The following is a 26,656-nucleotide window of genomic DNA, read 5'->3' on the forward strand; positions in this document are numbered from 1 at the left end:
CCGATGACCGAGCCCGACCCGTCCCAGGACTGGAGCTTCGAGACCAAGCAGATCCACGTCGGACAGATTCCGGACGGCACCACCAACGCCCGTGCGCTGCCGATCTACCAGACCACCTCCTACACCTTCCGCGACACCGCGCACGCGGCGGCGCTGTTCGGTCTGGCCGAGCCCGGCAACATCTACACCCGGATCATGAATCCCACCCAGGACGCGGTGGAACAGCGCGTCGCCGCCCTCGAAGGCGGCGTCGCCGCACTGCTGGTGGCCTCAGGGCAGGCCGCGGAGACCTTCGCGATCCTCAACATCGCCGGAGCGGGCGACCACATCGTCTCCAGCCCCAGGCTCTACGGCGGCACCTACAACCTCTTCCACTACTCGCTGCCCAAGCTCGGCATCGAGGTCTCCTTCGTCGACGATCCCGACGACCTCGAGCAGTGGAAGGCCGCCATCCGCCCGAACACCAAGGCGCTCTACGGCGAAACGATTTCCAACCCGCAGAACCACATCCTGGACATTCCGGGGATCGCGGGCGTCGCCCACGACAACGGCGTTCCGCTGATCGTGGACAACACCGTCGCCACGCCGTACCTGATCCAGCCGCTGGCCCACGGCGCCGACATCGTCGTGCACTCCGCCACCAAGTACCTCGGCGGGCACGGCGCGGCCATCGCGGGCGTGATCGTCGACGGCGGCAAGTTCGACTGGACCGGCGGCCGGTTCCCCGGCTTCACCGAACCCGACCCGAGCTATCACGGCGCCGTGTTCGCCGACCTCGGCGCACCCGCCTACGCGCTCAAGGCGCGCGTGCAGCTGCTGCGCGACCTCGGCTCGGCGGTATCGCCGTTCAACGCGTTCCTGATCAGCCAGGGCCTGGAGACACTGAGCCTGCGGGTCGAGCGGCATGTGCAGAACGCGCAGGCGGTGGCCGAATTCCTCACCACCCGTTCCGAGGTCACCTCGGTGTCCTACGCGGGCTTGCCGTCCTCGCCATGGTACGAGCGGGGCCGCGCCTTGGCGCCGAAGGGCACCGGCGCGGTGATCGGCTTCGAGCTGGCCGGCGGCGTCGACGCGGGCAAGCGGTTCGTCGAGGCGCTGCGGCTGCACAGTCATGTCGCCAACATCGGTGACGTGCGCTCGCTGGTGATCCACCCGGCCTCCACCACCCATTCGCAGCTCACGCCGGAAGAGCAGCTGGCCGCGGGCGTAACGCCCGGCCTGGTCCGGCTCGCGGTCGGCATCGAGGGTATCGACGACATCCTCGCCGATCTGCGCGCCGGATTCGCGGCGGCTTCCTGACGCATCGCGCCCCGGGGCGAACGACCCCGGGGCGCTCTGCCTGTCCGCGATGTGGATCAAAAGCCGTACAGCAGGGCGAAAACCCGTTTCGAGCCGATTTTCGTGAGTTCCATTGACGAATCGGGCCGCAACGGCAAATGCCATCGGATACCCACGGCGCCATCGTTATTCGTCGCGGTCGCACGATGCGATCGAAAAGAAATCGAACCTTCGCGCATCCGTAAGGCTTTCTGAATCGAACTAGAAAGGTAGGTATATGTCCTCTTCAGAATGAGGTGGGTAAGTCCATGGGCATAGCAGTACCCGAAACTCCAGCGCACCCCTTCTTACGCCGCGCCGCCACTCTGGTCGTCGCGGGCGCCATCCCGCTGTCGGTGGTCGGCGCCGCGACGGCCACCGCCGACCCGCTGGTGCCGGAGATCTCGATCCAGCTTCCGTTCGCCCCGGCGCCTGCCGTCGGCGTCATCGCCCCGGCGGCCGATCCCGCGGACCCCGGATTCGTTCCGCCCGAAGCGGCGCCCCCCGCGCCTCCGATTTCCGCCGGCCGCAACGACCTGAGCGTCAACCGGCCCATGCCGGACCCGAACGTGCTCGCTCCGATCATCCCGCAACGGCTGCACCTGCCCAATCCCGCGGCACCGGCTCCCGCCGTCGCGCCGATCGAGGCGCCGCCCGGCACGCTGCGCGTCGGTTCGGTGGTGATCGGCCGGCCGGACTTCCTGACTCCTGAACAGGGCAAGATCTTCAACGACGCGATCGCGGTCCCGGAAGCAGGCCTCGCGCAGACCTTGGATTCGGCGGGCTTCGAGCCCTCGCGCTCCGACCGTATCGCCGCCGACCTCCTCGGTTCCACCGCCATCGGCGCTTCGGTGGGCAGCATGGTGGCCGCGCCGGTCGCTTCGATCGGTGCGGTCATCGGCGCTGTCTGCGGCGCCATCGCGGGTATCCCGATGTTTCCGACCGGGACGGTGGCCGTAATGGCCTTCGGCGCCGCCATCGGTTACGGATTCGTCGCCTCACCGGCCATTGCCGTTGGCGCGGCCGTCGGCGCGGGTGTCGGCGTGCTGCAAGGCCTTCTCACACCGCCTACGGTTCCGGCCGCGTAATCCGCTTTCCCGGTGCGTTGCGGGACGAGATCACCTTGTGGGCTCCAATTCCGCCGGGTCTTCTGCTTTGCGCGAAAGGCCCGGACGTTTGGCCTCGCCATAACGGGCTATCGCGAAGGAGACCGGCTGAAGATGGCCGGCCGGTCTCTTCACAAGGAGGTTGTGACATGAGCGCAGTCGACAAGGCGAAGAACAAGGCCGAGAAAGTCGCTGGTCAAGCCAAAGAAAAGTTCGGCGAGGCGGCAGGCGACCGGGGGAAGCGGGACGAAGGCCGCACCGACAAGGTCAAGTCGGACCTCAAGGACGCCGGCGAGAAGGTCAAGGACGCTTTCAAGCACTGACCGACGCTGGTGGACGCTGTCGGATGTAGTCCGTCCCCAGCGCCACACCTGGCCGGAGCAACGGCGCAGTCGCCGTGCACGGCCGAGCGAAGGCGGTAGAGCGCCACGCTCGGTCGCAGTGAACGCGGAGCAGCGCCTCGCACGGCCGAGCGAAGGCGAAGGTACGACAGAGCGGATGACCGCACCGAGCGGTCATCCGCTTTTCTTGGGAGACATTCAGACGTTCGATCCCGCCAAGGTCGCCACCCACGAGTGGACCTCGACCTACGCAGCGCGCCGACATGGCGCGCCCGAAGCGGCTAATTGTTCCGCGGCCCCGGCTGGTCGCCGGCCGACTGATCTGCGTAGGAAGCGGGAGCGCTGGGCCGATCGCCGTCCTCCTCGACGAGCCGCAGTTCGCTCGGCCACCAGATCCTGCGCCCGATCAGGCTGAACAGCGCCGGGATCACCACGGTGCGCACGACGAACGTGTCGAGCAGGATACCGAGGCCGACCACGATGCCGACCTGGGTGAGCGTGATCAGTGGAAGCACCCCGAGCACACAGAACACCGCGGCCAGGACGATGCCCGCGCTGGTGATGACCGCGCCGGTCACCGCCACCGCGCGCACCATGCCGTGCGTGGTGCCGTATCGCGGCGTCTCCTCGCGGGCCCTGGTAACGAGGAAGATCGTGTAGTCCACGCCGAGCGCGACCAGGAACAGGAACGCGAACAGCGGCACGCTGATGTCCAGCGCCGGGAATCCGAACACGTGCTCGCTCATCCAACTGCCCAATCCGAGCGCGGCCAGCGCGCTCAGCACCGTGACGGCGACCAGCAGCAGCGCGGCGGGCACCGCGCGCAGCAGCACGAGCAGCACCACCAGCACCACGACCAGGATGAGCGGAATGATCAGCTTGCGGTCCCGGCTCGCGGCGCTCTGGACGTCCAGAGCCTGGGCGTCGGTGCCACCGACCAGCGCGTCGGCTCCCGGCACCTGCGCGACCGACGCGCGCAGCGTCTCGATCGTCTCGAAGGCGCGGGCCGACGACGGTGGCGCGTCGAGCACGACCGACCACCGGGTCAGCCCGGTCGGCGAGGCACCCGTCTGCCAGCTCAGCACCACGCCCTCGGTGCGCCGGAACGCCTCCTCGATCCCCGCCGCCGCCGCGCCGCGCGCGAGAACGATAGCGGGATCGGAGGAGCCCGACGGGAAATGCGCGGCGAGTGCGTCGAACCCATCGACCGACTCCGCGCGCACCCGGAACTGCTCGGTCTGCGAAAGCCCCACCTGCGTCGACAGCAATCCCGTGGCGCAGACCGCGAGAACCGCGATCGCGCTTCCGGCGATCAGCGCGGGCTTGCGCACCACGCGCGCGGCGATCGCGTGCCACACTCCCTCGTCGGCCGTGTCGCGGTCATCGGCTTGCGGCACGAAGGGCCAGAACACATTGCGCCCGCACAGCGCGAGCGCGGCGGGCAGCGCGAGCAGGACGAACACCACCGCCACCAGCAACCCGAGCGCGGCCATCACGCCGAGACTGCGGGTGCTCGGCACCGACGCGAGCAGCAGCACCAGCAACGCGGCCACCACCGTCACGTTGCTCGCCAAGATCGCGGGTCCGGCGCGCCGCACCGCCTGCCGCAACGCCGTGCGGTGATCCGGCTCGCGGTGCAGTTCGTCGCGATAGCGCGACACCAGCAGCAGCGCGTAGTTGGTGCCCGCACCGAACACCAGCACGCTCGTGACGCCGGAAGTCGAGCCGTCGAAGGTCAGCGGGGTCAGCCGCGCCAAGGCGGTTCCGGCGCTGGTGGCCACCCGGTCGGCCGCCCCGACCACCAGCAGCGGAACCAGCCACAGCACCGGGGAGCGATACGTCGCGATCAGCAGCACCGCCACGACCACCGCGGTCACCGCCAGCAGGGTGACGTTGGCGCCGGAGAACGAGTCGGCGATGTCGGCGCCGAACGCCGGGCCCCCGGTCACCTGCAGGCTCAGCCCCTCGGGCAGGCCCTCCCTGGCGGCCACCCGGATGTCCCGGATGCGATCGGTCAGCGCGAATCCGCTCAGGTCGGCGTTGACGGGCACCTGCCCGATCTCCGCTTTGCGGTCCGGTGCGGCGAGCAGGTCGCCCGGCCCCGGCGTGCGCCCCGCGGCGCGGGCCACCGCCGCGGCGGTGGCGCCGCGGTCGTCCTCGGTGAGCTCACCGCCATCGGCGCGCGTGACGACGATGATGGCCGCGGCCGTCCCCGCATCAGGGAACTCGCCCAGCGCCTGTTCGACCCGTGCCGACTCCGCCGAGGAGGGTAGCGCCGTCGGCGCCTGCCCGGCGGTCTCGTTCTCCCCCACCGCGCCGATCAGGCCTATCGAGGCCGCGGCGAGGATCAGGAGCAGCACCCACGAGGTCCGGGCGGTGACCAGCGATGCATAGCGATCCCAAGCGCTCACCCGGCAACTCTCTCAGAAACTTAAATATTAAGCAATCGAGACATCAGCTCCACTACGCTGACGTCCCGTGTGGAAAAGGATGCGCCGTTGATCGAGGAATCAAACGCCGACGAGCCGGACCGTGATGAATTGGAAGCCGACATCGCCGCCGACATCCGCGCGCTCACCGCGATCTCCGAGCAGATCGGACAGGTCTTCGCGCGGTCCAACGAGCTGCGCGCCAACGACTTCCGCGCACTGATGCACGTCGCGACCGCCGAGCTCGAGGGCGCGCCGCTGACCGCGGGCGGGCTCGGCAAGCTGATGGGCATCTCTTCGCCGGCGGTGACCTATCTGGTCGAGCGCATGATCGACTCCGGTCACCTGCGCCGGGCGACGGACCCGTCCGATCGCAGACGGGTCATCCTGCACTACGACGAGCACGGCATGGACGTAGCCCGCGGCTTCTTCACCCCGCTCGGGCGGCGGACCCGCGCCGCGATGGCCGAGCTTCCCGGCGAAGACTTGCGCGCCGCGCACCGCGTCCTGGTCGCCGTCGTGCTGGCGATGCGCGACTATCACGCCGACCTGACCGGCGAGTGAGCGCCGGACGGCAGGTCCGCGATATCCGCGTCAGTCGCGCAGCGCCTGCTCGCGGAGCGATTTCAGGGTCTTCGACAGAATCCGCGACACCTGCATCTGGGAACAGCCGATCCGCTGGGCGATCTGCTCCTGGGACATCGAATCGAAGAAGCGCATCACCAGGACCTGCTTCTCGCGTTCCGGCAACGCCGCCAGCAGCGGCTTCACCGCCAAGTAGTTCTCGACGGTGCCGAAGTCGGGGTCCTCGGCGCCGAGCGAGTCCAGCAGTGAGGGACCGCCGGACTCCGCGTCGTCGGTGTCCGAAGCGGCATCGATCGAGGAGGTCTGGTAGGCGTTGCGCGCGATGAGCGCCTGGGTCACCTCGTTCAGGTCCGCGCCGAGTTCCTCGGCGATCTCCCTGGCCCGCGGCATCCGGCCCAGCCGCTGCGACAGGATCTCCACCGTCGGACCGATGGTGGACTGAATTTCCTTGAGCCGCCGCGGCACTCGCACCGACCAGGCGTAGTCGCGAAAGTGCCTGCGCACCTCGCCCATGATCGTCGGCACGGCGAAGGACAGAAATGTCGCGCCGTGTCCCGGATCGAAGCGGTCGACGGCGGCGAGCATGCCCACCCGGGCGATCTGCAGCAGATCCTCGAAACTCTCGCCGCGCCCACTGAACTTGCGGGCGATGTGTTCGGCCAGCGGCAGACAGCGCTCGATCACTTCCGCGCGCACGGCTTCCCGGCGCGGGTCGTCCTGGGCCAGCGCGGCAAGTTCGGCGAAGAGCGGCTCGATATTGTCGTAGCTGTCTCCCCGCGCTTTACGCTTGGGCGCGACCGGATTCGACTCGCTACTCATTATTCGAGCCGCCGCGCACCCAACGGAAGTCGACGACAGTCGGGTAGCCGCCCGCGGCGGAGTCGTGCGCGCCTCGCGAGGACGAGACAGAGTTCGTCAACGTCGCCACGATGTGCCAGCCGAAACTCGACTCGTCCGGGCTGGCGTCCGACACCGTGACGGTGGACACACGCACGTCCACCGCGTCGCCGTCGAAGCCGAACGCACACTCGAGCTCCGCACCGTCCACCGCGTCCAGCACCAGTGCGCTGGCCACCTCGTCGAGCGCCAGCCGGATATCGGTCACCTCATCGATGCCGAAATCGGCCATGAGCATGACGGTCTCGGCCAAGGCACGCAACATGGCCAGCTGCTCGGACACCGCGGGCACCCGCACACTGATCGTGCCGGTCCGCGTCGTGGCGGGAGGAGTCCCCTCAGCCTTGCTCATGCACCGCTCCCAGAAGTCGCGCCGTCCTTCGGAGCGCCCAGCCTACGCCCTCTCGTCAACTCGCCGCGATCGGCCACCGCACAGCGCGCGCGTTTCCGCCCGCCGCGGCGAGTCATCCAGGGCCCCGACGCGGGCACGGCCACTCCGCGCGACCACCGATCACGAAGCTGACCAGCGCGTCTGCCCGGCACGACCGCACTGCGCGCCTGAGCCAGGTCTCGAGTCCGCGAGCCGCTCATGGATCACCGGGTCACCGGCGCCGCCGCCGGTTGTGTCCGCTTCGGCGGGAGGCGGCGACGGCCGTCGGTGACCGCGTGCACCAGATCCGCGTAGGCGATCTCCAATTCGGCCAGCCGGGTCCATGCCGCGTGCATGCGCTCGCCCCCCGGATCGTCGTGCATGAGCAGATGGAACGCCTTCTCCGCGACGGCGGCCATCCGGTCGATCACCTCGCCCAGGCTCGCGTCGTGCAGGCGCGCGGCCGTCGTGGCGGACGGCAGGTGCAGCGTCGCCCACGTGTCGATCCGGTCGACCACCTCGGCCCGGCGCCCGTCGATCTCGGCCCAGCTCTCCGCGTCCTCGCGCCGGCGCCGATGCAGTTCGGTCAGCTCGCGCGCCCACCGGCTCACCGGCCCTTGCACATGCTGACCGCCCAGTGCGCACAGCAAACTGCTCGGACTCGGCAGCACCGAACCCTCGTACACCTTCCGCGGGCGCGCACGCTGGACCAGCATCGGCCTACCTCCTCGGCACGACCACACCGATTCCGCGACCGGTCGTCGAAGCCTTCATCAGGACAGCGTTCATTCCGGATCGGGCATGCCCGCGTGGGGCCCGTCCAAACTCACAGGGGCGCAGTGAGTTCGAGGTGGATACCGTCCGGATCGGAGAACGACAGGATCGCGATCCCGAAATCGGCCATTTCCTTGATCTCGCCGTGTTCGATGCCCGCTTCGGCCAGACGAGCGGCCGCGGCCACCAGATCGTCGCGCGCCGGGACGGCGAAGCTGAGGTGGTCCAAACCCACACGCTCGGAATCGAACCGGTCCGTCGCCGCCGCCACCGGCCGCAGGCCGAGCAACATGCCGTTGGCCTGGAACACCACCCCGCCGAACAGGCGCATCGGGTCGGTACGCACCGCCGGATCCTCCGGGCTGCCCGGCGATTCGGCGGCGATCGGGAAGCCGAGCACATCCTGGTAGAAGGCGCGGGACCGGGCGATGTCGGTCACGGTCAACCGGATGTGGTGGGTCCCGGTCGTTTCGATCATGGTCACGCGAACTCCCAGGTGCGAAGAGGTAGGGCCGGTTCGAAGGACGCCCGGGGCCGATGCCGCCGGAGGCGAGCCGTCTCGCGATGACAGTAGGACAGAATTCCGGCGGATCCGAGTGTCGCAAACGACATCTTCGGTACTGTTCCCGACATGGACGTGGCTGTCTTCATAGTGGACGGCGTGGCCGACTTCGGATACGCCGCCTTGCTGGAGACCTTCAACACCGCCAACAGCGTGCGCGGCGAACTCGCCGACCCGCCGCAGCCGTGGCGCGTCCACAGCACGTCGTTCGGCGCCACGGTGCGCTCGGGTAACGGAAACACCGTGCCGACAGTCCCGCTCGACGAGCTGGGTGACGCGTTCGAGCTGATGATCGTGCCCGCGGTGAACGTCTTGGAGGCCACGGCGCTGATCGACCTCATCTCCGCACCGGCCAGCCGTCCCGTCCTCGACCGCCTGGTCGCCGCGCGCGAACGGGGAGCCCATCTCGCCGGCGCCTGCACGGGGACGTTCTTCCTTGCCGAGGCAGGCGTACTGGACGGTTCACCCGCGACAACGAGTTGGTGGCTCGGGCCCAGCTTCCGGCGCCGCTATCCCCGCGTCGAGCTGAACGAAGGCCTAACCCTGTGCCGCGGCCACGGCGTCACCACCGCCGGTGCGGCGCTGTCGCACATGGACCTCGCCTTGTCGCTGATCGCCGCCAAGAGCCCGGCGCTGGCCGAGCGCGCGATGCGCTACCTCGCGGTCGGCGCGGGCCGCCCGCAACGCGAGTTCATCGTTCCCGAGATCATCGCCCGAGGCGATTCCGTCACCGCGGCCTTCGAACGCTGGGTCCGCGAACACCTCGGCGACAATTTCCGGATCGCCCAGGCCGCCCGCGCCATCGGTGTCACCGAACGCAGCCTGCAGCGGGCCACGCACGCCGAACTCGGCATGTCGCCGACCGACTTCGTGCACGACATCCGCCTGGAACGCGCCGTGCATCTGCTGCGCAGCACACCGCTCACGGTGGACGCGGTGGCGGCCAAGGTGGGCTACCTGAATGCCGGAACCCTGCGCGGGTTGTTCCGCCGCCGCGGAATGTCGATCTCCGAAATCCGCCTGGCGCGACTCTCCTACTGAGCCGGGCGCCACGCCGCGCGGTGGCGCGACGGAACCTCGTCCCGGACCGGCGCCGGGAGCGGTATCGTCCGGCACGAGCGCCGGATACGCAGAGCAGGCCGCGCGAGGAGGATCGCCGTGACCGATCACCAGCACCCGTCGAGGTCCGATGCGGCACGACCCCCGGTGGCCGCCGGAACGAATTCGCGCGACACGGTGCGGGCGGCCGTGGTGGTCGCCGCGCTCGGCGTGGTGTTCGGATCAGCGCGCCTTGCATCATGGGCTCGCACATCGAGATCTGAGCGCGCGGACCGCGGCCTCGGTGCTCGTTTCCGGTCGACGCGCCGCCAGGCCGATAAGCCCGATCGGACCGCACCCTAGGGACGGAGCCGACCGGTGAGCAGTAACGCGGTACGCAGGCCGCGCCGGGGAGACGCGTCGACTCCGGTCGCCGGGCCGGCGGCGAACTTCCGTTCCGATGCGGTCTCCGGTGCGTCATCGGAGGTCGCGGTCAGGAAGCTGTCCGGGAGGGCCAACTTGTGGATGGTGCGCAGGGTCAGCAGATACTGCCGGATCAGCGGCCCGGTGGTGTAGGGCAGGTCGTACTTGTCGCATACCCGGCGCACCCGCACGGCTATCTCGGCGTACCGGTTGCTGGGCAGGTCCGGAAACAAGTGGTGCTCGATCTGGTGGCACAGATTCCCGCTCATGAACGCCAGCACCGGTCCGGCGTCGAAGTTCGCGCTGCCGAGCATCTGCCGCAGATACCACTCCGCCTTCGTCTCCTGCTCCACGGCGGCCTCGGTGAATTTCTCCGCACCGTCCGGGAAATGACCACAGAAGATCACCACATACGCCCAGACGTTACGCAGTACGTTGGCGGCGACGGTCGCCGCGAGCGTGCGCCGCCAGCGCCGCCCGCTCAGCGCCGGAAAGAGCACATAGTCCTTGGTGACCTGCCGCGCGATTTTCCGGATCAGCCCTCTGGTCTGGGCGGCCTTCTCCGCCGGGTCAGGCGTGCGAGCGCGCTCGGAGTACAAGTCGTGCAGGGCGATGCCCCATTCGAAAGTCATCGCCAGGAACAGGTTCTGCAGCGGTTGCAACAGCAACCGCGGCCTCCACCGCTGATCGCGGGTCACCCGCATCACGCCGAAGCCGATGTCGTCGTCTATGCCGACCACATTGGTGTACACGTGATGGCGATAGTTGTGCGAATACCGCCACTGGGAGGACAGACCCGCCATATCCCATTCCCATGTCGTGGAATGAATTTCCGGGTCGTTCATCCAATCCCATTGTCCGTGGCACACATTGTGGCCGATTTCCATGTTCTCGATGCTCTTCGCCGCCGCCAGCGCCGTGGTGCCCAGTAGCCAGCCGGCTTTGGTCCGGGTACCGCCGATCACCAGCCGGGACGTGGCTTCCAGTATTCGCTGGAACGCGATGGTCCGGCGGATATAGGCGGCGTCCCCGGCACCGCGCCGATCCAAGATGTCACGGCGAATCGCATCGAACTCCCGCCCCATCGCTTCGATATCCGTGTCGCTCAAATGCGCGTAGGCCGCGACCTGCGTGATTGCCATTCGTTACTACCTCGAGTTTGTGGAGCACGTGCCGTGAAGGGCTGGCATCTCCGGACCGTCGAGGTCGGAGTCAGCGTGTGAACGCCTGCTTCAGCTTGCGTCCGGCCAGTGCGATGGTGCCGCCGGGACGTCTGCCACCGACGTCCGTTCTGCGACGGCTGTCTTCGTCGGTCTTGGCCAGCAGCGTCCGTAAGCGCGAGCGGCCTGCCCGGACCTGGTGCGCGATCTTGTCCCTGATGGTCATCGGAGAGTTCCCGTCTTCCGGTTGCGCGGCTCGGCCACGGACTCTTCGATCGGCCGACAGCGGATGCGTGAACCGGTTGTCGCCAGTCTACGGTCGGCTACAACGCGCGTCTACATCGTAGACGTACATTGGTGACATCACGGGTCACCGCGCCTGACCTGGCTGGAGCAAAGTGACGCTCAGGCCGGTGAGCAGGATGTCGAGGCCGCGTTCGAGTTCGGCTTCGCCGTCGTAGGCGGCCAGGACGGGCGCGAGTTCGCGCAGCAGCGGGAACTCCGCGATCGGCAGGCGGTACAGGCCCAGCCGCAGTACGTCGTCGGTCTCCTCGGGACGCTCCACGATCTCCTGCAACTCGTTGAGAACGTGCCCGTACAGGAAGCCGAACACCGCACGGTAGACGTGCAGCGCGTCGGCGCCCGAGAACCCGGCACGGGTGAGCAACTGGAGGACGTCCTCCAGGGTGTGGACCACCGCGTAGGGGCGCAGCCCCAACGGCGTGGCCAACGGCCGGGTCACCAGCAACGGCACCACCTGCGGATGCGCCAGCGCCAGTCGCCGGAAATCCCGGGCGAGGGCCCGCAGTTGCGCCGCCCAGTCCGGGGCGGCGGGATCGACCGACAGCTGCGCCAGCACCAGTTCGGCCACACCGTCGAGCACAGCCGCCTTGTTCGGTACATGCCGGTAGATCACCATCGGATCCCGCCCGACCGCCTCGGCCAACCGCCGCATCGACAGCGCCTCGACACCGTCCCGATCGATGATCTCGAGCGCCGCGGACAGCACGGTCGTCCTGGTGATCGGACCGTTGCCCCGGCCGGTGGCGGCGCGGTCGGGCCGTCGGTTCCCCGAGCGAGAGCTCGGGCGATCGATCGGTTCGGCCATTCCCATGCCTCCAACGCCATGACAACACGTGCTGTGATGAGTGTAGACCTACAACGTTGACATCGCGACGCATGCGGCGTCTACTGGAGGTACACGGCTACTGCGCCGGTCACTTCGCCGATCAGTACCGAACTCGGTGTCCGCAGGTTCGCGGCCGCCATCGGTTTCTATGCGCCCGACTTCAGCTGCCACCGACCCGCCGACGAGGCCGCCCTACCGGCGTCCGCGCCGCCCGGCGATCCCGAGCCATCGCGCCACCATCGGCCGACGACGCGATGCTCCCAGCGAAAGGAACGACATGCGATTCCACAACAGAAACAGCGGCGCGAGCACGACATCCGAACAGACGCATGCGCCCTACGCGCGGCATGACGTTCCGCCCGACTACACCCCTCGACTGAGGCTGAAGCCGAAAGCGGAACGCGGCGGATACATCGACGGCGCATGGTGGCCCCGCTCCAGCGAACTGACCGCCGAGCTGCCCGACCTGCTCGCCGTCCTGACCGTGCGGCTCGGCCCCATCTGGCGAGTCGTCTACGACCCCACCTGCTGGTCGGACACACCCCGGCAGACCACCGTCCACGGTGGTCAGATCGTCCGGCTGGACTCCTATCCCTTCGAACTGTGGAACACGATGTACGTCTTCGGCCGCGACAACGACCTGCTCGTGCTCCGCGTCATCCCATCGGCCACCGACGACGACATCGCCCACACGGCCCTGATGGCCGCCGTCGCACCCGAAGCCGCGACCACCCCCACCGGCTGACCAGAGGAACACGCCATGCCCCGAATCAGAATCCGCCGCCCGATCACCAACCACTTCGACATGTCCCCCTCCACCGGCCCGCCCCAGCCCAGCAGGCAACCCTTCGAGGCACCCACGCGCACCCCGCGCCTGCTACTGCGCGAATCCGGAACCGGGCCCGAGGAGGTCGACGGCGGCTGGTGGCCATGGACGGACAACCTCACCGCCGAACTACACGACCTGATCAGCGCTCTCACGCCACGCCTCGGACACACCGCACGCGTCAGCTTCGACTGGAACGCCGTCAGCCTCACCCAACGCCGCATCGACAGCCAGGACGGCATCGAAGTACACGGACCCGATTCCGGTCAACCGCCCGGCACGATGCATCTGATCGGCACGAACGGCGCCCAGGCGACGCTCCTCGTCATCCCCGCCGCCACACCACCCGCCGAAGCGGAGAACCTGCTGCGGCGTGCGGCCGGGAAATCCTGACGAACGGATGCTCGGCTGCGACAAGACCAACGTCACCGGCATGGTGGACCGGCTGGAGCGCCGAGGACTGCTCGTCCGGGAGACCGATCCCCGCGACCGCCGGGTGACTCGCGCCGTCGCGACCGAACAGGGCTCGGCGGTGCGCGAGAAGTTTCGCGCCGACCTGGAACACGAACCGACCCGCAGACTTCCCGAAATCGACCGGGCTGGATCGGTCACCCTCGTGACCGCGACGGCTACGGCTCTTGCCGAACACCGGTGAGCGCGACCCACCGCGCCGAACGTCGCTGAATCCGACAGCACTCCAATCGACCAACTTTTCGCGGCATTCCGTTCTGCCCTGGGTTCGAGTAGTTCGCTACTCGTGTACGGCTCGCGCGGCGATCCGATGATGGCAATAGCTGGTGCGACACCGTTGTCGCCGCCATGCTTCACCTCGAACACGGAGTCCGCCATGCCTGCCAAAAAGAACTCGCCGACCGGCCGGTCGCACGCCGAGAACGACCACCTTCTCGGCGCACTGCGCACATTCATCCGCACCAAAGGGGAGGATTTCCTCGAAGACCCTAATATTTCCTCGATCGGCGTCGGCTACAAGCAGGTCGACGGGAAATCGACCGGTGAGATCGCGGTGCAGTTCACGGTGAACGAAAAGGTGTCCGAGCCGGAGGCACTCGAAGCGCTGGGCACGAAGACCATTCCGGAAACCGTCACCGTCGACGGGATCGAAGTGCCCACCGATGTCCTACCGCGGAAATTCGAGCCCGCCTTCAAAGTAGTCGGCGAAGCGCTTGCGCCGCAACGAAAGACGCGCCTGGATCCGATTGTTCCCGGAGTCAGCGTCGGCCATCCCACCAGCACGGCGGGGACGATCGGGTGCGTCGTCTACGACCGAGACGACGGCACGCCGTACGTATTGAGCAATTGGCACGTCCTGCATACCGCGGAGGGGGCGCTCGGCGACGACGTCGTGCAGCCGGGCCCGCGAGACGACAACCGGATCGACCGCAATCGGCTCGGCCGGCTCGTCCGCTCCCATCTCGGCACGGCCGGCGACTGCGCCGTCGCCGCCATCGAGAACCGGCAGTTCAGCGCCGAGATCAGCGGGCTCGGCGTCACCCCGGACCGGCTCGGCGAACCCGAACTGGGCGACAAGGTGATCAAGAGCGGCCGCACCACGCAGATCACCCACGGCATCGTGCGCCGCGTGGACGTCGTCGCGAAGCTCAGCTACCCAGACGTGGGCACGAAGAGCATCGGCGGCTTCGAGATCGGACCGGACCCGGCGAACCCGCCGGTCGACGGCGAGATCAGCAGCGGGGGCGACTCGGGATCGGCCTGGATGTTCAAGTCCGCCGACGGCGAGACCAGCACCGTGCTGGCCGGACTGCATTTCGGCGGCGAAATGCGGCCGAGCACCGACGAGCACGCGCTGGCCTGCCTGCCGCAATCGGTGTTCGAGAAGCTCGGGATCACCCTCACCCCGCCCGTCGCGGAGGAAGTCGCGGTCGTCGCAGGCTACGACCCTCGTTTCCTCGCCGCACCGGTGCCGCTGCCCGAGGTGGACGCCGAGCTCCGCCCCGACGTGGCGACCGCACTCGACGGCGCGGACGTCCTGCACTACACGCACTTCTCCCTCGCGATGCGCCGCTCACGCCGATTCGCCATCTGGGTGGCCTGGAACATCGATGGCGCGTCGATGAAGAAGCTGTCGCGAAAGAAGATCGACTTCGTGAAGGATCCGCGCCTGGACGCGGATGTCCAGGTCGGCAACGAGTTGTACCGCGACAACCGGCTCGATCGCGGTCACCTCGCGCGGCGCGCGGACCTGCTCTGGGGCAGCCTGCCCGAAGCGGCGAAAGCCAACAAGGACTCGTTCTTCTACACCAACATCACCCCGCAGATGGACGATTTCAACCAGAGCGCGCGCGACGGGATCTGGGGGCGGCTCGAGGACGCCGTCTTCGCCGATGTCGACGTCGACGACCTCAAGGTCAGCGCATTCGGGGGGCCGGTCTGCACCGACGACGACCGGGAATTCCGGGAGGTCAAGATCCCCCGCGAGTTCTGGAAAGTCATCGCGTTCGAAGAGAACGGCGAGCTGAAGGCCCGCGGCTTCCTGCTGACCCAGAACCTGGAGCAGCTCGAAGCACTCGAACTCGACGAGTTCCGCGTGTTCCAGGTCGCGCTGTCCGAGATCGAACAGCGGGCCCGCTTCCACTTCCCGCAGGTGCTGCGCGACGCGGATCTGCGATTGGCACCGGAAGAAGTGGCCACCCCGTTGGACGCGGTCGCGGACATCCGTTGGTGAGGCCGACCGGGTGCGATACGTGATCGCTATACCGCGCGAGAATTCGGAGGTGCGCTGAATCCCTCGGCGAATTCGATGAAGTTCTGCACGACGGTTTCGCTCTCTCGTCGAACGCTGCGTTTGAGCAGAAGTCCTGGGAGCAACAGGGAGTAGTGCACCTCGGTGTGATACCAGACCTGGGTATCCGCACCGTCGCGCGACACTTCGAACCAGCCACCGCCGCCGAGCCCGTTGCAACTGTCCACGACCTGCCACGACACCCGGTCAGCGGTCCACTCGTATTCCAGCACCTGCAGATCGGACCTGCCGAGGAACGTGTCCGCGGTGACGTAAACCCGCTGCGGCCTGCCGGATTCGTCGCGAGAGGCCACGCGTGCATCCGAATACAGCGACCATTCGGGAAGCAATTCGATCGCCGCGACCGCATCGAAGACCTGTGCGGGATCGACGGCGACGGCGAAATGTATATCGGTTTTTACGCGCATAACTCCTCCACCCCCCGTACCAACGCGGCCGATTCTGCCCGGCACGCCTTTCATCCGTCAACATGCTCTTGCCCTTCACACACCGGCTTCGCGAGAATGTCGCAGTCGGCTACCCGTGGGCTATTTCGCGGCGGTCGCAGTGCCGAGACCACAGACCGATCAGGAATCGAGAAGCACCGGTCGAGGAGCCGGAGCTAGCGTCACTGGCAGAGACCGGATCGAGCTTTCTCGTGGCTGTCGCGAGAACCGACTGGAGGTAAGCGGATGACACAGAACCAGAAAGCAGGCAAGCGTGGTACGACCGGGGCGTTGTCCCGGTGGTTCCAGCGGAAGATGAACGTTCGCACGAACGCCCGTATCCGGCGCAAAGGCGGCAAGTTCATGGGCATGGACCTGCTGATCCTGCACACGGTGGGTCGCCGCAGCGGCCAGCAGCGCGAATCGCCGGTGACGTGGTTCTCCGACGGTGCGGACGGCCGGCTGATCGTCGCGTCGGGCGGCGGCAGCAGGCACCCGGACTGGTACGTCAATCTGATGGCGCATCCCGACCGAGCGTCGATCGAATTGCCCGGCCACGGCACCGTGCCGGTGGCCCCGTGCCGCCTCGAGGGCGCCGAGCGCGAGCAGGCATGGCAGCGGATCGTCACCGCTCAGCCCCGCTACGCGAAGTACCAGCGCAAATCCGGCCGGGAGTACCCGCTGATCCGGCTCACCCCCCGCTGACCGTCCAGCCTGCGCAACCGCGCCCACCGAGGGTGATCTCGGGCGCCACCGCGAGCCGGCTTCCGCGGGCCGACGAAGCCGACGGGGTTCCTCATCGACCGCGCACCGGAGTGGCGCGGTCGTCAGCGGTGGTGGCTCGATCCGACGGTGTGCATGCCGCTGAACGGGGTGGTGAAACCGTCGTAGCGCAGACGCAGCATCATCCCTTGGTGCGCGTGCGGCAGGTTGTGGCAGTGGTTCATCCAGATGCCCGGATTCGAGGCGCGAAACGCGACCTCCCATACCTGGCCGGGACGAACGTCGAAGGTGTCGACCCACAGTGGGCTGCCCGACGACGGCGTGCCGTCTCTGGACAGGATCAGCACCGGATGGCCGTGCAGATGCCAGGGGTGCGTCTCGCGGCTCCGGTTGACCACGGTGAACCGGACGATGTCGCCTTCGGCGACGAGCTGATCGGGGATCGAGGGGTGGCCACGGCCGTTGACGGTGTGCGCGTACGCCGGTGCACCGTCGACCATGGCCGCCCCACGGTCGAGAACCAGGGTGAAGTGCCGGTCGGCAGCGGCGGTGCGCAACGCGACGGGGACCGGGGTTCCGTACCTCAGCAGGTCGAGTTCGGGCCATCGGGCGATGTCCTGGGTGGACGGCTCGCCGTCCGGAGCGCCGGCCCGGGGCCGCAACCACACTGTGGCAGCGCGATCGTCCACCGCCAGTGCCACGGACGTGCTCGGCATGACGAACACGAGGTCGTGGCGGCCGCCCGCGGGCAGCCGCAGTGCGGTCCGGGTGACCTCGCCCGGCTGCTCCAGGTCGCGGCCGTCGACGGCCACCACCCGGAACGAGGCGCCCGCCAGCGCGAACATGTGCGGATCGGAGTCGGTGTTGATCAGCCGCAGCCGTACCGCGGTGCCCGGCGGTGCGATTCGTTCGGCGCCGCCCGCGATGGTGGCGGTGCCGTCGAAAGTGTGCACGAGCAGAGTCAGATCCAGTTGTTCGGTGTCCTCCGCGCGAGGTTTCACCACGAGGGCACCGAAAAGCCCCCGGCGTACGCCGATGTGTGACGCGTGATGGGTGTGGTACCAGTAGGTTCCCACTTGGTCGGCGCGGAACCGGTAGACGAATTCGCCACCGGGTGCCACGGCGTCCTGGGTGAGGCCCGCGGCACCGTCCTCCCCGCACGGCACGTCGTAGCCGTGCCAATGCAGCGTCACTCCGTCGCCCAGATCGTGGTTGATCAGCTTGACCTCGATCAGGTCCCCCTGGGTGGCCGTGATCTGCGGGCCGGGCACCGTGCCGCCGAAGGTCCAGGCGTCGATGTCGCGTCCGGACTCCGAGCGCACGGTGGCTTTCCGGGCGACCAATGCGTGTTCGCGCCGGACACCGCCCGGTGCCGGTGTCTCGGCGCCCCGCAGGTCGGTCACCGGTACGGCCGCGTGCGACGCCGGACCGGGACCGCCTCCGTCGGTCACCGACGCGGCGGACCGCACCGACAGGCCGACGCCGGTACCGGCCGCCCCGACCACGACCACCGCACCGGCGACGCCGAGAAAGCGGCGGCGCGAAACCTCGGGCCGGTCATCGATATCCGGCTCGCCGGCACTGTCCACGCTCGGTGTCCCGAACACCCGCACGGTCAGCAGCACGCTCGCCGCCACCAGGGCGATCGTGATCAGCACGATGCCGAAGCTGAGGGGATATCCGATGAGGAAGCTCACCGCGAAACCCGCCAGCGCGGCATAAGCCGCGGTGAGCATCGCGACGACGCCTGCCACATCGGGGGTTTGCGGCGGCCTGGTATCCCTGGCCTGCGCGAGCAGCCGGGGACCAGCGATCACCGTGGCCGCCGACGCGGCCACCACGAGCAATGGCAGCCCGAGGAGCACCTTCTCTTGGACGAACCACCACCCCCGACCGGCCAGCGCCGTGACCGACACCGCCCTGGCCGACGTCACCAGCAGTGCCACGACCAGGAGAGCCAGGGCGAGCCCGGCCCGCCGCAGCGACATGGTGACGCCTGCCGCGAACCACACGACCACACTCAGCAGCGCGAGGGCATGGTCCACGAGGATCCAGGTGGCTGTCGTCATGACGCCGTTCGCACGGGTTTCCGCGCTACCTTCCGCGACTGCCGCACGATCATCCCGATCACGCCGATAATGACCAGCCCGTTGATCGCGTGCACGCCGAAGACGAGATGGCCGCTCGAACCGTCACCGAACGCTCTGGCGACTTCCCGGATCACCGACTGACCGATCACCAACCCGGTGACCAGACCGGCCAGCCCGACGAGCCGTCGCGGCATCCGGGCGATGGCGGCGGCGATCGTGAGCACGAGCGCGAAGACGAGGATCACGTACCCGAGCGTGCGATGCGGCTGGAAGGATTCCTCGACGGGCGCGGTGTCGTACGCACCGCTGGCCGCCAGATAGAACTGGGCGATGACGGCGAGCAGCAGCAGGGCCGCCAGGCCGGTGAAGGCTCTTTTCATGCCGTCGATCGTCGTGGCGGCCGGGCATGCCCGGCTTCCGGCGACGGGAGTCGCCGTCTACGCGAATGCGCGTAGAAACATCGCGATCGGCTGCGCCGGTCGTCGTAGCCGATCGCGCACACGAGGCGGGGTGCGAGCGCTCCCGGATGCCGTACTCTCACGGCATGGTTCTGCGGGCGGTGTCGCGACAGCTGTCTGCCCGGTCCTCGCCTCGGCCCGACTGGGTCTCGGATATCGCGCTGGCGCTGTTCGTCACCGTGATCCAGGTTCTGAGTGCCGCGATCCCGGTGCCGCTCGAGCCGGTCTCGACGCCGGTCTCGGGCGTCGGATACGCCCTGCTGTTCGTGAGCGGCGTGGCCGTCGCCGCGCGCCGCCGGTGGCCGGTCCCGGTGTTCGTGGTGACGGCGCTGGCCAGCCTCATCTATTTCGGTTTCGACTTCCCCGACCGGCTCTCCTATCTCGCGCTCTTCATCGCCCTGTACACCCTCGCCGCCTACGGCGACGGGCGGCGCTCGCTGATGATCGCCGGTGGCGGCATCACGGTGCTCGCCGTCGGCTGGCTGATCGCCGCGGCGGATGTCGAGCCGATCGTGGCCATCGGATGGGTGTTCTTCCGGATCGGCGCGTCCGTGATCAGCACGACGCTGGGCGAGTCCGTCCGATCCCGCCGGGTCATCGCCGCCGATGCGCAAGAACGGGCAGAGCTGGCGGAGCGGTCCCGCGACGAAGAAGCCAGGGCGCGAGTCGACGCCGAACGACTGCGGATCGCCCGCGAAGTCCACGACACCGTCGCCCACGCCATCGCCATCATCAATGTGCAGGCAGGTGTCACCGCACACGTGCTCGACAAGCGACCGGAACAGGCCCGCGAAGCATTGCGCACCATCGAACAGACCAGCTCTCGTGCGCTGCACGAGATGCGTGCCATTCTCGGTGTACTGCGCGATGGCGACGAGCGCGAACCCTATCCCGGTCTCGGTCAGATCGATGAACTCGTCGGCAAGGCCCGCGATGCCGGGCTCGACATCGCTTTCGAGCAGACCGCCCCGGTGACACCGCTGCCGAGCGCGGTGGGCAGCGCCGCGTACCGCATCGTGCAGGAATCGATCACCAACGTGATCCGCCACGTCGGCCCCACCCGGGTGACGGTGGCGCTCGAACCCGGCATCGACGCCTTGCGGATACGGGTGATCGATGCGGGCAGCCGCGACACCGCGCACGTTCCGCCCCGCGCCGGCAGTTCACCCACGACCGGCCGCGGCATCGTCGGAATGCGGGAACGCTGCCAGCTGCTCGGCGGTGAACTCGACGCGACGTCGCGTCCCGACGGCGGGTTCGAGGTCACCGCCCGGCTCCCCCTCGCCCCGGTCGGATCGCGCCTGTGAACTCCACACCACCGATCAAGGTGCTGCTCGCCGACGACGAACGTCTGGTCCGTTCCGGCTTCAAGGTCCTGCTCGACCTGGAAGACGACATCACGGTGGTCGGTGAAGCCACCAACGGTGCGGAAGCCGTCGAACTCGCCCGCGCCGGCCGCCCCGACGTCGTCCTCATGGACATCCGCATGCCACGGCTGGACGGCATACGCGCCACCGCCCAGATCGCCGAGGCCAACGGGTTGGAACGGGTCAAGGTGCTGATCCTCACGACCTACGACACCGACGAGAACGTCTTCGACGCCCTGCAGGCGGGTGCCAGCGGGTTCTTGCTCAAGGACGCGGGCCCCGCCGAACTCTTGCACGCCATCCGGGTGGTCGCCGCCGGTGACGCGCTGCTCGCGCCTCGGGTCACCCGCCGCCTCATCAGCCAGTTCACCGCGCAGCGCAGGGCTGCCAAGTCCGCCGAAGACCGGCTCGCGGTGCTGACCGACCGTGAGCGCGAAGTGCTGGCATTGGTGGGTCAGGGCATGAGCAATGACGAGATCGGCGCCGCGTTGTTTCTCAGCCCCGCCACGGCACGCACCCATGTCAGCCGCGCGATGGTGAAACTGGGTGCGCGCGATCGCGCGCAGCTGGTCGTGATCGCCTACCAGACCGGACTGAGTGATTTCACCGCGTAGTTGTCGGCGGTTCGTCCGTCCCTGACGGCACCGACGTCATTGCGGCTGGACATATTTCGGTACGCCCGTGTCCGTTCGACCACGGACCGGTACGACGACCGACGCAGCTGACCGTGATCTTCGTACGCGCATTCACGTAGACAGCGACTCCTGTCGCCGGAAGCGGAGCAGGCCTGGCGGACGCGACGATCGTCGGCATGATCATCGATCCCGAACTCGAAGCATTCCTCCCGCTGTTCCCCCCGGCCGATCTGAGCGACCCGCTCACCGCCCGCGCGAACCTCGCGGCGCTGTCCGCCGCGGTCGCCGTACCGGACACCGCGGACCTGGAGATCGAAAATCGCACGGTGCCGGGCGATTCCGATGTGCCGATCCGGATCTACCGGCCGCACCGGGCACAGGGCGCCATCCTGTGGCTGCACGGCGGCGGATTCGTCATGGGTGATCTGGACACCGAACATCCGTGGGGCGCGCTGCTGGCCAAGGGCTCCGGCGCCACAGTGATCTCGGTGGGCTACCGCTTGGCCCCCGAACACCGGTTCCCCGCCGCGCATGACGACATCTACACGGTGCTGACCTGGACGGCCGAGCACGCGGCCGAGCTCGGCATCGACCCGGCGCGGATCGCGATCGGAGGCCACAGCGCCGGCGCGGGACTCGCGGCCGCGGTGACATTGCGGGCGCGGGACCACCAGGGGCCGCCGATCCGCTTCCAACTGCTCAACCAACCGGTCCTCGACGACCGGCAGCAGTCCTGGTCGGCGCGGAATTTCACCGACACACCCTTCGTGACTCGCGCCAAGGTCGCCCAAATGTGGGGACATTACTTGGGTTCCACGCCCGCCACGCCGTACGCCGCCCCGGCGCGGGCCACCGACCTGTCCGGCCTGCCACCTGCCTACATCGCCACCGCGGAATTCTGCCCGAACCGCGACGAAGACATCGACTACGCCCTGCGCCTGCTGCGGGCGGGCGTACCGGTCGAGCTGCACCAGTGGCCCGGCACGTTCCACGGATCGCAGGCGATCCTGTCCGCTCAGGTGTCCCAGCGCCAGACCGCCGAACTCGCCGCAGCGCTGCGCCGAGCACTGGCCGGGGATACGAGCTACTCGGAATCTAGACATTGACAAGTTTGCGCGCACCAACTTATCTTTCCACTGTCAAGATTTGCTCTGGATCCCCGGGGGCTCGATGGCAACGACGGCTGACCGACCGACCCGCGTCGGCTCCATCCATGGGCGCACGCGACCGCACACGAACCCGCCGCTATCCAGCGCGAAGAGATTGACGAAGACAGGAGAACGATGACCACCATCGACCTCGCGGAGGCGAGGGAGCAGTCCACCCCACCCCCAGCAGATGTCGACTCCTCGGCGCAAAACAGCGTGACGGCACTTCTGCGCCCTTATCTGGGCGGGTTCGCCGCCGTGGTCGTCCTGCAGATCATCGGCGCCATCGCCGGCCTGGCGCCATTGCTCGCGGTCGTCGAACTGGGTCGAACACTGTTGGCACCCGGGCCGATCGATCACGGTCATGTCTGGATGATCGTGCTCGCGGGCGCGGTCGGCTTGTTCGCCCGGCTGCTGTTCACGGCCGCGTCGTCCGGCATCGGGCACCTGCTCGACAGCCGGGTGCAACTGGCATTCCGCAGGCGACTGGCCGCGCGGCTGGGCCGGGTACCGATCGGCTGGTTCGCCCGGCGCAGCTCCGGCGAGCTGGCGAAGATCGTCGGTAAAGACGTGAGTGCCGTGCACCCGCTCATCGCCCACACTCCCGGCGATCTGGTCGCCGCGTTCGTGGTGCCGCTGGTGTCGCTGATCTACCTGTTCACGATCGACTGGCGGCTCACGCTGATCACGCTCGTTCCGGTGGTGCTGGCCGTGGCGCTGGTGCCACTGATGATGACCCCGACCCGGCTGCGCGAGCAGAAGGAGTTCGACGCGGGGATGAGCCGGATCGCGAACGCGGCCGTCGAGTTCGTGCAGGGCATCTCGGTGGTGAAGGCGTTCGGCTCCGGCGAGCGTGCGCACCGGAAATTCCGGATGGCCGCAGACGATTTCGCGGACGCATTTCTGAGGATGGTGCACGGTCTCGCCGGGATCGCAGCGGGAATGCAGGTGGTGCTGTCGCCGCCGTTCGTGCTGCTGATCGTCCTGATCGGTGGGACGGTTCTGATCACGGACGGTTCGCTCCCCCCGGCCGACCTGCTGCCGTTCCTGCTGCTGGGCCTCGGCCTGACCGCTCCGATCGCGGCACTCGGCCACGGATTCGACGATCTGCAGGCCGCCCGCCGCGCCGTCGAGCGCATCCGCGACGTGCTCGCCGTGCCCTCGCTGCCGGAGCCCGCGCGCCCGGTCGCGCCACAGGGCCACCGGGTGGAACTGCGTGACGTGCGATTCGGGTACGACGCCGGTCGGGAAGTACTGCGTGGCATCGACCTGGTCCTCGAGCCGGGCACGGTCACCGCGATCGTCGGACCGTCCGGGAGCGGCAAATCCACGCTGGTGCAGCTGTTGCCGCGGTTCTTCGACCCGGCCCACGGTTCGGTGACCCTGGGCGGAGTCGATCTCCGCGAAGTCGCCGGGCGTGAGCTCTACCGGATGGTCTCGTTCGTCTTCCAGGACGTTCGCCTGCTGCGCGCGTCGGTCGCGGACAACATCGCCCTGGCAGTGCCCCATGCCGACCGCGCCGCCGTGGTGCGCGCCGCCCAGCTGGCGAACATCCACGATCGAATCCTCGAGCTGCCCGACGGCTACGACACGGTGCTCGGTGCGGGCGTTCAACTGTCCGGCGGTGAATCGCAGCGGATTTCACTCGCCCGCGCACTGCTGGCCGACACCCCCGTTCTCGTGCTCGACGAAGCGACCGCTTTCGCCGACCCGCACACCGAACAGGCGGTGCGCCGGGCACTGGCGACGCTGGCGGGCGATCGGACGATCCTGGTCATCGCCCATCGCCTGGAGACGATCGCCGACGCCGACACCGTCGTGCTGCTGGAGAACGGGTCGATCGTCGAACGCGGCAAGCCGGCCGAATTGCTGGCGCGCAACGGCAAATTCGCCGAATTCTGGCAATCCCACCGAGTCACGTTCACCGATGGGGCCGAAACCCTGGGTGGCGTGCTGCGGCGTGAACTCGGGCCATGGAGGCGGATCGCCACCGCGCACGACACCGATCGAACACTGCAAGGAGACGAGCCCCGATGATTCGAACGCTATTGCGCGTGCTCGGAGACGAGTACGCCCAGCCCGTGCGCCGCACGGTCGCCCTGATGACGGCAACCGCGATAGCCGAGGGTTTGTCCTACGCACTGCTGGTTCCGGTGTTGCGGGCACTGTTCGGAAGCACGCCCACGGACGCCCGCCCCTGGCTGATCGCGTTCGGAGCGGCCGTCGCCGGCTATGCGGCGCTGCGCTATCGCAGCGATCTGTCCGGTTTCCGCGTCGGGACCACGCTGCTGCGCGGTGTCTATCACCGTTTCGGCGATCGCCTGGCTCGATTGCCCCTCGGCTGGTTCACCGCCGGTCGCGTCGGGGAGGTGTCGGTCCTGGCCAGCGAGGGTGTGCTGCAAGCGATGAGCGTGATCGCTCATCTGCTGGCGCCTCTGATCTCCGCCGTGGCTACTCCGCTGACGATCCTGCTCGTGATGCTCGCCTTCGACTGGAAGATGGGCTCGGCCGCGCTGGCCGCCGTACCGGTCGTGGCGGCGATCCAGATCTGGACGGGGCGCTCGATGGCCGCTGCCGACGCGGAGCGCACCGAACGTACCAAGGAGGCCACGGGAAGAGTCATCGAATATCTCCAGGCCCAGCCCGTACTGCGCGCCGGTGGCCGGACCGCCGAACGCTTCCGGTTGCTCGACGACTCACTGTCGGGACTCGAGCGCGCGGCCCGCCGTTCCATGCTGTCGGCACTGCCCGGCATCGTGGGCCTGACGCTCACCGTGCAGGCCGTGTTCACCGCGTTGCTCGCGTTGGGCGCTTACCTCGCGCTCGGCGGGAACATCGGTGTAGCAGAGGTTTTGGCGATCCTGGTGCTGGCTGCCCGATGTGCGGATCCGCTGCTTTCGCTCTCGGAAATCGGCGGCCAACTGCGGGGCGCGCGGGTGGGGCTGGCCGGCCTCGACATGGTGTTGCGCACCGAGCCCCTACCGGAGGCTCTCGAACCGATCCCGCCGAAAGGCCACGCTCTGGCGTTCGAGTCCGTCACCTTCCAGCATGGCGGCCGCACGGTGATCGACAACGTGTCGCTGTCCGTGCCGGAGGGCCGGCGCCTCGCCGTTGTCGGGCCGTCGGGGGCCGGTAAGAGCACTTTGCTGCAACTGCTCGCACGGTTCTATGACGTGGATAAGGGTGCGGTGCGCGTGGGCGGTGTGGACGTCCGGGCCATCAGCACCGAGGCGCTGATGGCGCAGTACGCCATCGTCTTCCAGAATGTCTACCTCTTCGACGGCACCATCGAGGAGAACGTACGACTCGGCCGTCCCGACGCCACCGACGCCGAGGTCCGGGCGGCAGCGGCCGCGGCGCGATTGGACGAAGTGGTCGAGCGACTGCCCGACGGATGGGCAACGAACGTCGGCGAAGGCGGCGCACTCCTGTCGGGAGGCGAGCGTCAGCGTGTCTCGATCGCCCGAGCGCTGCTGAAGGACGCGCCCATCGTGCTGCTGGACGAGGTGACCTCCGCACTGGACCCGACGAACGAGGCAGCCGTCCACGAGGGCATCGAGCGCCTGATGGCGGGGCGGACGGTGGTGATGGTGGCGCACCGTCTTCGGACCGTGCAACGCGCTGACCAGATCGTCTTCCTGGACGGCGGCCGGGTCGTGGAGCAGGGCAGTCACGAGGAGCTGTTGCGTCACGGAGGGCATTACGCCGACTTCTGGAAATTGTCCCGGGTACCGGTAGCGAGTGAATGAGTCATTACGAGTGTGACCTGCGTCCGCAGATCGAGCTACCACCGCCCCTTCGTCCACCAAGCCGAAGTACAGGTAGCTGGCTACCCGTGAGCAATCCAGTTTCCACTGGCAGGGTTCTCCCTGAGCATGAGTAGTCGAATCAGGAGTTTCGATGCGATCTCCAAGTAGCCATAGTTCGAGACCTGCGAGAGCCGCTTGGTTTGCCGCGAAGATTTCGGTGCTCGGATTCTCAGCGACCGTTTTCACGGCTTGCGAAGGCAACAACATCGACCCACCCCCACCGCCCAAGTCGGCCTCCCCTTCGGGGACATCTACGCCGGCT

26 protein-coding genes are annotated in these 26,656 nt (G+C 68.2%); 15 read left to right on the top strand and 11 right to left on the bottom strand.

The genetic code is table 11. The features are described from left to right. The first annotated feature begins 3 nt into the window (after positions 1 to 3). The 3 genes from LTT66_RS03510 to LTT66_RS03520 all read left to right on the top strand — a co-directional run bounded on the left by LTT66_RS03510 (position 4) and on the right by LTT66_RS03520 (position 2,746). Positions 4 to 1,299 carry a bifunctional o-acetylhomoserine/o-acetylserine sulfhydrylase gene (locus LTT66_RS03510; protein WP_181720644.1) on the top strand — a complete coding sequence of 432 codons (1,296 nt, stop codon included), beginning with the start codon at positions 4 to 6 and terminating at the stop codon, positions 1,297 to 1,299. 287 nt (positions 1,300 to 1,586) lie between these two features. Beyond that, positions 1,587 to 2,405 (top strand): hypothetical protein, encoded by an 819-nt coding sequence (locus LTT66_RS03515; RefSeq protein WP_233063735.1) that lies wholly within the window; start codon positions 1,587 to 1,589, stop codon positions 2,403 to 2,405. A 167-nt stretch (positions 2,406 to 2,572) separates the two neighbouring features. Continuing rightward, on the top strand, positions 2,573 to 2,746 hold the full coding sequence (locus LTT66_RS03520) for a CsbD family protein (protein ID WP_043701485.1): 174 nt from the start codon (positions 2,573 to 2,575) through the stop codon (positions 2,744 to 2,746). Positions 2,747 to 3,045: 299 nt separating this feature from the next. Here LTT66_RS03520 and LTT66_RS03525 read toward each other — a convergent pair whose 3' ends face one another. After that, positions 3,046 to 5,175, bottom strand: coding sequence for an MMPL family transporter (locus LTT66_RS03525; RefSeq protein ID WP_233063738.1), 2,130 nt, complete (start codon positions 5,173 to 5,175; stop codon positions 3,046 to 3,048). A 90-nt stretch (positions 5,176 to 5,265) separates the two neighbouring features. Here LTT66_RS03525 and LTT66_RS03530 point away from each other — a divergent pair, with 90 nt between their 5' ends. Further along, positions 5,266 to 5,757 (top strand): MarR family winged helix-turn-helix transcriptional regulator, encoded by a 492-nt coding sequence (locus LTT66_RS03530; protein WP_233068978.1) that lies wholly within the window; start codon positions 5,266 to 5,268, stop codon positions 5,755 to 5,757. 30 nt (positions 5,758 to 5,787) lie between these two features. On the opposite strand, the gene LTT66_RS03535 is transcribed toward LTT66_RS03530, so the two are convergent. From LTT66_RS03535 to LTT66_RS03550, 4 genes are all read right to left on the bottom strand, one after another. Next, positions 5,788 to 6,597 (bottom strand): RNA polymerase sigma factor SigF, encoded by an 810-nt coding sequence (locus LTT66_RS03535; protein ID WP_043701487.1) that lies wholly within the window; start codon positions 6,595 to 6,597, stop codon positions 5,788 to 5,790. Next, positions 6,590 to 7,027, bottom strand: a complete 438-nt coding sequence (locus LTT66_RS03540) for an ATP-binding protein (RefSeq protein ID WP_043725884.1) — start codon at positions 7,025 to 7,027, stop codon at positions 6,590 to 6,592. The genes LTT66_RS03535 and LTT66_RS03540 overlap by 8 nt, the downstream gene beginning before the upstream one ends. A gap of 242 nt (positions 7,028 to 7,269) precedes the next feature. Further along, positions 7,270 to 7,761, bottom strand: coding sequence for a DUF4254 domain-containing protein (locus tag LTT66_RS03545; RefSeq protein ID WP_181720647.1), 492 nt, complete (start codon positions 7,759 to 7,761; stop codon positions 7,270 to 7,272). Between the two features lie 110 nt (positions 7,762 to 7,871). Beyond that, positions 7,872 to 8,297 carry a VOC family protein gene (locus LTT66_RS03550; RefSeq protein WP_233068979.1) on the bottom strand — a complete coding sequence of 142 codons (426 nt, stop codon included), beginning with the start codon at positions 8,295 to 8,297 and terminating at the stop codon, positions 7,872 to 7,874. 153 nt (positions 8,298 to 8,450) lie between these two features. Between LTT66_RS03550 and LTT66_RS03555 the strand changes: the two genes are divergently transcribed. Then, positions 8,451 to 9,422, top strand: a complete 972-nt coding sequence (locus LTT66_RS03555; protein ID WP_233063741.1) for a GlxA family transcriptional regulator — start codon at positions 8,451 to 8,453, stop codon at positions 9,420 to 9,422. A gap of 356 nt (positions 9,423 to 9,778) precedes the next feature. Here LTT66_RS03555 and LTT66_RS03560 read toward each other — a convergent pair whose 3' ends face one another. From LTT66_RS03560 to LTT66_RS03570, 3 genes are all read right to left on the bottom strand, one after another. Further along, positions 9,779 to 10,984, bottom strand: a complete 1,206-nt coding sequence (locus tag LTT66_RS03560; protein WP_233063743.1) for a fatty acid desaturase family protein — start codon at positions 10,982 to 10,984, stop codon at positions 9,779 to 9,781. A gap of 70 nt (positions 10,985 to 11,054) precedes the next feature. Further along, positions 11,055 to 11,228 (bottom strand): hypothetical protein, encoded by a 174-nt coding sequence (locus tag LTT66_RS03565; RefSeq protein WP_233063745.1) that lies wholly within the window; start codon positions 11,226 to 11,228, stop codon positions 11,055 to 11,057. A 144-nt stretch (positions 11,229 to 11,372) separates the two neighbouring features. After that, on the bottom strand, positions 11,373 to 12,110 hold the full coding sequence (locus LTT66_RS03570) for a TetR/AcrR family transcriptional regulator C-terminal domain-containing protein (RefSeq protein WP_233063746.1): 738 nt from the start codon (positions 12,108 to 12,110) through the stop codon (positions 11,373 to 11,375). A gap of 298 nt (positions 12,111 to 12,408) precedes the next feature. On the opposite strand from LTT66_RS03570, the gene LTT66_RS03575 reads away from it, so the two are divergent. The 4 genes from LTT66_RS03575 to LTT66_RS03590 all read left to right on the top strand — a co-directional run bounded on the left by LTT66_RS03575 (position 12,409) and on the right by LTT66_RS03590 (position 15,661). Beyond that, entirely contained in the window at positions 12,409 to 12,876 is a 468-nt protein-coding gene (locus LTT66_RS03575) for a DUF5994 family protein (protein ID WP_233063747.1), read from the top strand. A gap of 15 nt (positions 12,877 to 12,891) precedes the next feature. Next, a complete protein-coding gene (locus LTT66_RS03580) occupies positions 12,892 to 13,350 on the top strand; it encodes a DUF5994 family protein (protein WP_233063748.1) in 459 nt (152 codons plus the stop codon). 7 nt (positions 13,351 to 13,357) lie between these two features. Next, a complete protein-coding gene (locus LTT66_RS03585; RefSeq protein WP_233063749.1) occupies positions 13,358 to 13,612 on the top strand; it encodes a MarR family winged helix-turn-helix transcriptional regulator in 255 nt (84 codons plus the stop codon). Between the two features lie 192 nt (positions 13,613 to 13,804). After that, the gene (locus tag LTT66_RS03590) at positions 13,805 to 15,661 is read left to right on the top strand and encodes a DNA/RNA non-specific endonuclease (RefSeq protein WP_233063751.1); all 1,857 of its coding nucleotides are present in this window, start codon (positions 13,805 to 13,807) and stop codon (positions 15,659 to 15,661) included. Positions 15,662 to 15,687: 26 nt separating this feature from the next. Here the strand turns inward: LTT66_RS03590 and LTT66_RS03595 are convergent, their stop codons facing one another. Continuing rightward, positions 15,688 to 16,146, bottom strand: a complete 459-nt coding sequence (locus LTT66_RS03595; RefSeq protein WP_181720655.1) for an SRPBCC family protein — start codon at positions 16,144 to 16,146, stop codon at positions 15,688 to 15,690. 264 nt (positions 16,147 to 16,410) lie between these two features. Here LTT66_RS03595 and LTT66_RS03600 point away from each other — a divergent pair, with 264 nt between their 5' ends. Next, on the top strand, positions 16,411 to 16,869 hold the full coding sequence (locus LTT66_RS03600; RefSeq protein WP_233063753.1) for a nitroreductase family deazaflavin-dependent oxidoreductase: 459 nt from the start codon (positions 16,411 to 16,413) through the stop codon (positions 16,867 to 16,869). Between the two features lie 122 nt (positions 16,870 to 16,991). Here LTT66_RS03600 and LTT66_RS03605 read toward each other — a convergent pair whose 3' ends face one another. Both LTT66_RS03605 and LTT66_RS03610 read right to left on the bottom strand, forming a co-directional pair. After that, complete coding sequence (locus tag LTT66_RS03605; RefSeq protein ID WP_233063755.1) at positions 16,992 to 18,956, bottom strand: multicopper oxidase family protein; 1,965 nt, start codon at positions 18,954 to 18,956, stop codon at positions 16,992 to 16,994. Then, complete coding sequence (locus LTT66_RS03610) at positions 18,953 to 19,357, bottom strand: DUF6220 domain-containing protein (RefSeq protein ID WP_233063757.1); 405 nt, start codon at positions 19,355 to 19,357, stop codon at positions 18,953 to 18,955. The genes LTT66_RS03605 and LTT66_RS03610 overlap by 4 nt, the downstream gene beginning before the upstream one ends. A gap of 164 nt (positions 19,358 to 19,521) precedes the next feature. On the opposite strand from LTT66_RS03610, the gene LTT66_RS03615 reads away from it, so the two are divergent. From LTT66_RS03615 to LTT66_RS03635, 5 genes are all read left to right on the top strand, one after another. After that, positions 19,522 to 20,742, top strand: a complete 1,221-nt coding sequence (locus LTT66_RS03615) for a sensor histidine kinase (protein ID WP_233063759.1) — start codon at positions 19,522 to 19,524, stop codon at positions 20,740 to 20,742. Further along, on the top strand, positions 20,739 to 21,416 hold the full coding sequence (locus tag LTT66_RS03620) for a response regulator transcription factor (RefSeq protein WP_181720660.1): 678 nt from the start codon (positions 20,739 to 20,741) through the stop codon (positions 21,414 to 21,416). The genes LTT66_RS03615 and LTT66_RS03620 overlap by 4 nt, the downstream gene beginning before the upstream one ends. A 197-nt stretch (positions 21,417 to 21,613) precedes the next feature. Beyond that, positions 21,614 to 22,543 (top strand): alpha/beta hydrolase, encoded by a 930-nt coding sequence (locus tag LTT66_RS03625; protein WP_233063761.1) that lies wholly within the window; start codon positions 21,614 to 21,616, stop codon positions 22,541 to 22,543. Positions 22,544 to 22,720: 177 nt separating this feature from the next. Next, positions 22,721 to 24,622 carry an ABC transporter ATP-binding protein gene (locus tag LTT66_RS03630; protein WP_233063763.1) on the top strand — a complete coding sequence of 634 codons (1,902 nt, stop codon included), beginning with the start codon at positions 22,721 to 22,723 and terminating at the stop codon, positions 24,620 to 24,622. Next, positions 24,619 to 26,334, top strand: coding sequence for an ABC transporter ATP-binding protein (locus LTT66_RS03635; RefSeq protein WP_233063765.1), 1,716 nt, complete (start codon positions 24,619 to 24,621; stop codon positions 26,332 to 26,334). The genes LTT66_RS03630 and LTT66_RS03635 overlap by 4 nt, the downstream gene beginning before the upstream one ends. The last annotated feature ends 322 nt before the right edge of the window (positions 26,335 to 26,656 follow it).

The organism is Nocardia gipuzkoensis (genome assembly GCF_021183645.1).
GTDB lineage: Bacteria > Actinomycetota > Actinomycetes > Mycobacteriales > Mycobacteriaceae > Nocardia > Nocardia abscessus.

What these genes read in the sequence shown, in the direction of transcription:
- LTT66_RS03510 (WP_181720644.1), top strand. Translation starts at nt 4, where the DNA reads ATGACCGAGCCCGACCCGTCCCAGGACTGGAGCTTCGAGACCAAGCAG.
- LTT66_RS03515 (WP_233063735.1), top strand. Translation starts at nt 1,587, where the DNA reads ATGGGCATAGCAGTACCCGAAACTCCAGCGCACCCCTTCTTACGCCGC.
- LTT66_RS03520 (WP_043701485.1), top strand. Translation starts at nt 2,573, where the DNA reads ATGAGCGCAGTCGACAAGGCGAAGAACAAGGCCGAGAAAGTCGCTGGT.
- LTT66_RS03535 (WP_043701487.1), bottom strand. Translation starts at nt 6,597, where the DNA reads ATGAGTAGCGAGTCGAATCCGGTCGCGCCCAAGCGTAAAGCGCGGGGA.
- LTT66_RS03540 (WP_043725884.1), bottom strand. Translation starts at nt 7,027, where the DNA reads ATGAGCAAGGCTGAGGGGACTCCTCCCGCCACGACGCGGACCGGCACG.
- LTT66_RS03545 (WP_181720647.1), bottom strand. Translation starts at nt 7,761, where the DNA reads ATGCTGGTCCAGCGTGCGCGCCCGCGGAAGGTGTACGAGGGTTCGGTG.
- LTT66_RS03550 (WP_233068979.1), bottom strand. Translation starts at nt 8,297, where the DNA reads ATGATCGAAACGACCGGGACCCACCACATCCGGTTGACCGTGACCGAC.
- LTT66_RS03555 (WP_233063741.1), top strand. Translation starts at nt 8,451, where the DNA reads ATGGACGTGGCTGTCTTCATAGTGGACGGCGTGGCCGACTTCGGATAC.
- LTT66_RS03560 (WP_233063743.1), bottom strand. Translation starts at nt 10,984, where the DNA reads ATGGCAATCACGCAGGTCGCGGCCTACGCGCATTTGAGCGACACGGAT.
- LTT66_RS03565 (WP_233063745.1), bottom strand. Translation starts at nt 11,228, where the DNA reads ATGACCATCAGGGACAAGATCGCGCACCAGGTCCGGGCAGGCCGCTCG.
- LTT66_RS03570 (WP_233063746.1), bottom strand. Translation starts at nt 12,110, where the DNA reads ATGGCCGAACCGATCGATCGCCCGAGCTCTCGCTCGGGGAACCGACGG.
- LTT66_RS03575 (WP_233063747.1), top strand. Translation starts at nt 12,409, where the DNA reads ATGCGATTCCACAACAGAAACAGCGGCGCGAGCACGACATCCGAACAG.
- LTT66_RS03580 (WP_233063748.1), top strand. Translation starts at nt 12,892, where the DNA reads ATGCCCCGAATCAGAATCCGCCGCCCGATCACCAACCACTTCGACATG.
- LTT66_RS03585 (WP_233063749.1), top strand. Translation starts at nt 13,358, where the DNA reads ATGCTCGGCTGCGACAAGACCAACGTCACCGGCATGGTGGACCGGCTG.
- LTT66_RS03590 (WP_233063751.1), top strand. Translation starts at nt 13,805, where the DNA reads ATGCCTGCCAAAAAGAACTCGCCGACCGGCCGGTCGCACGCCGAGAAC.
- LTT66_RS03595 (WP_181720655.1), bottom strand. Translation starts at nt 16,146, where the DNA reads ATGCGCGTAAAAACCGATATACATTTCGCCGTCGCCGTCGATCCCGCA.
- LTT66_RS03600 (WP_233063753.1), top strand. Translation starts at nt 16,411, where the DNA reads ATGACACAGAACCAGAAAGCAGGCAAGCGTGGTACGACCGGGGCGTTG.
- LTT66_RS03605 (WP_233063755.1), bottom strand. Translation starts at nt 18,956, where the DNA reads ATGACGACAGCCACCTGGATCCTCGTGGACCATGCCCTCGCGCTGCTG.
- LTT66_RS03610 (WP_233063757.1), bottom strand. Translation starts at nt 19,357, where the DNA reads ATGAAAAGAGCCTTCACCGGCCTGGCGGCCCTGCTGCTGCTCGCCGTC.
- LTT66_RS03615 (WP_233063759.1), top strand. Translation starts at nt 19,522, where the DNA reads ATGGTTCTGCGGGCGGTGTCGCGACAGCTGTCTGCCCGGTCCTCGCCT.
- LTT66_RS03625 (WP_233063761.1), top strand. Translation starts at nt 21,614, where the DNA reads ATGATCATCGATCCCGAACTCGAAGCATTCCTCCCGCTGTTCCCCCCG.
- LTT66_RS03630 (WP_233063763.1), top strand. Translation starts at nt 22,721, where the DNA reads ATGACCACCATCGACCTCGCGGAGGCGAGGGAGCAGTCCACCCCACCC.
- LTT66_RS03635 (WP_233063765.1), top strand. Translation starts at nt 24,619, where the DNA reads ATGATTCGAACGCTATTGCGCGTGCTCGGAGACGAGTACGCCCAGCCC.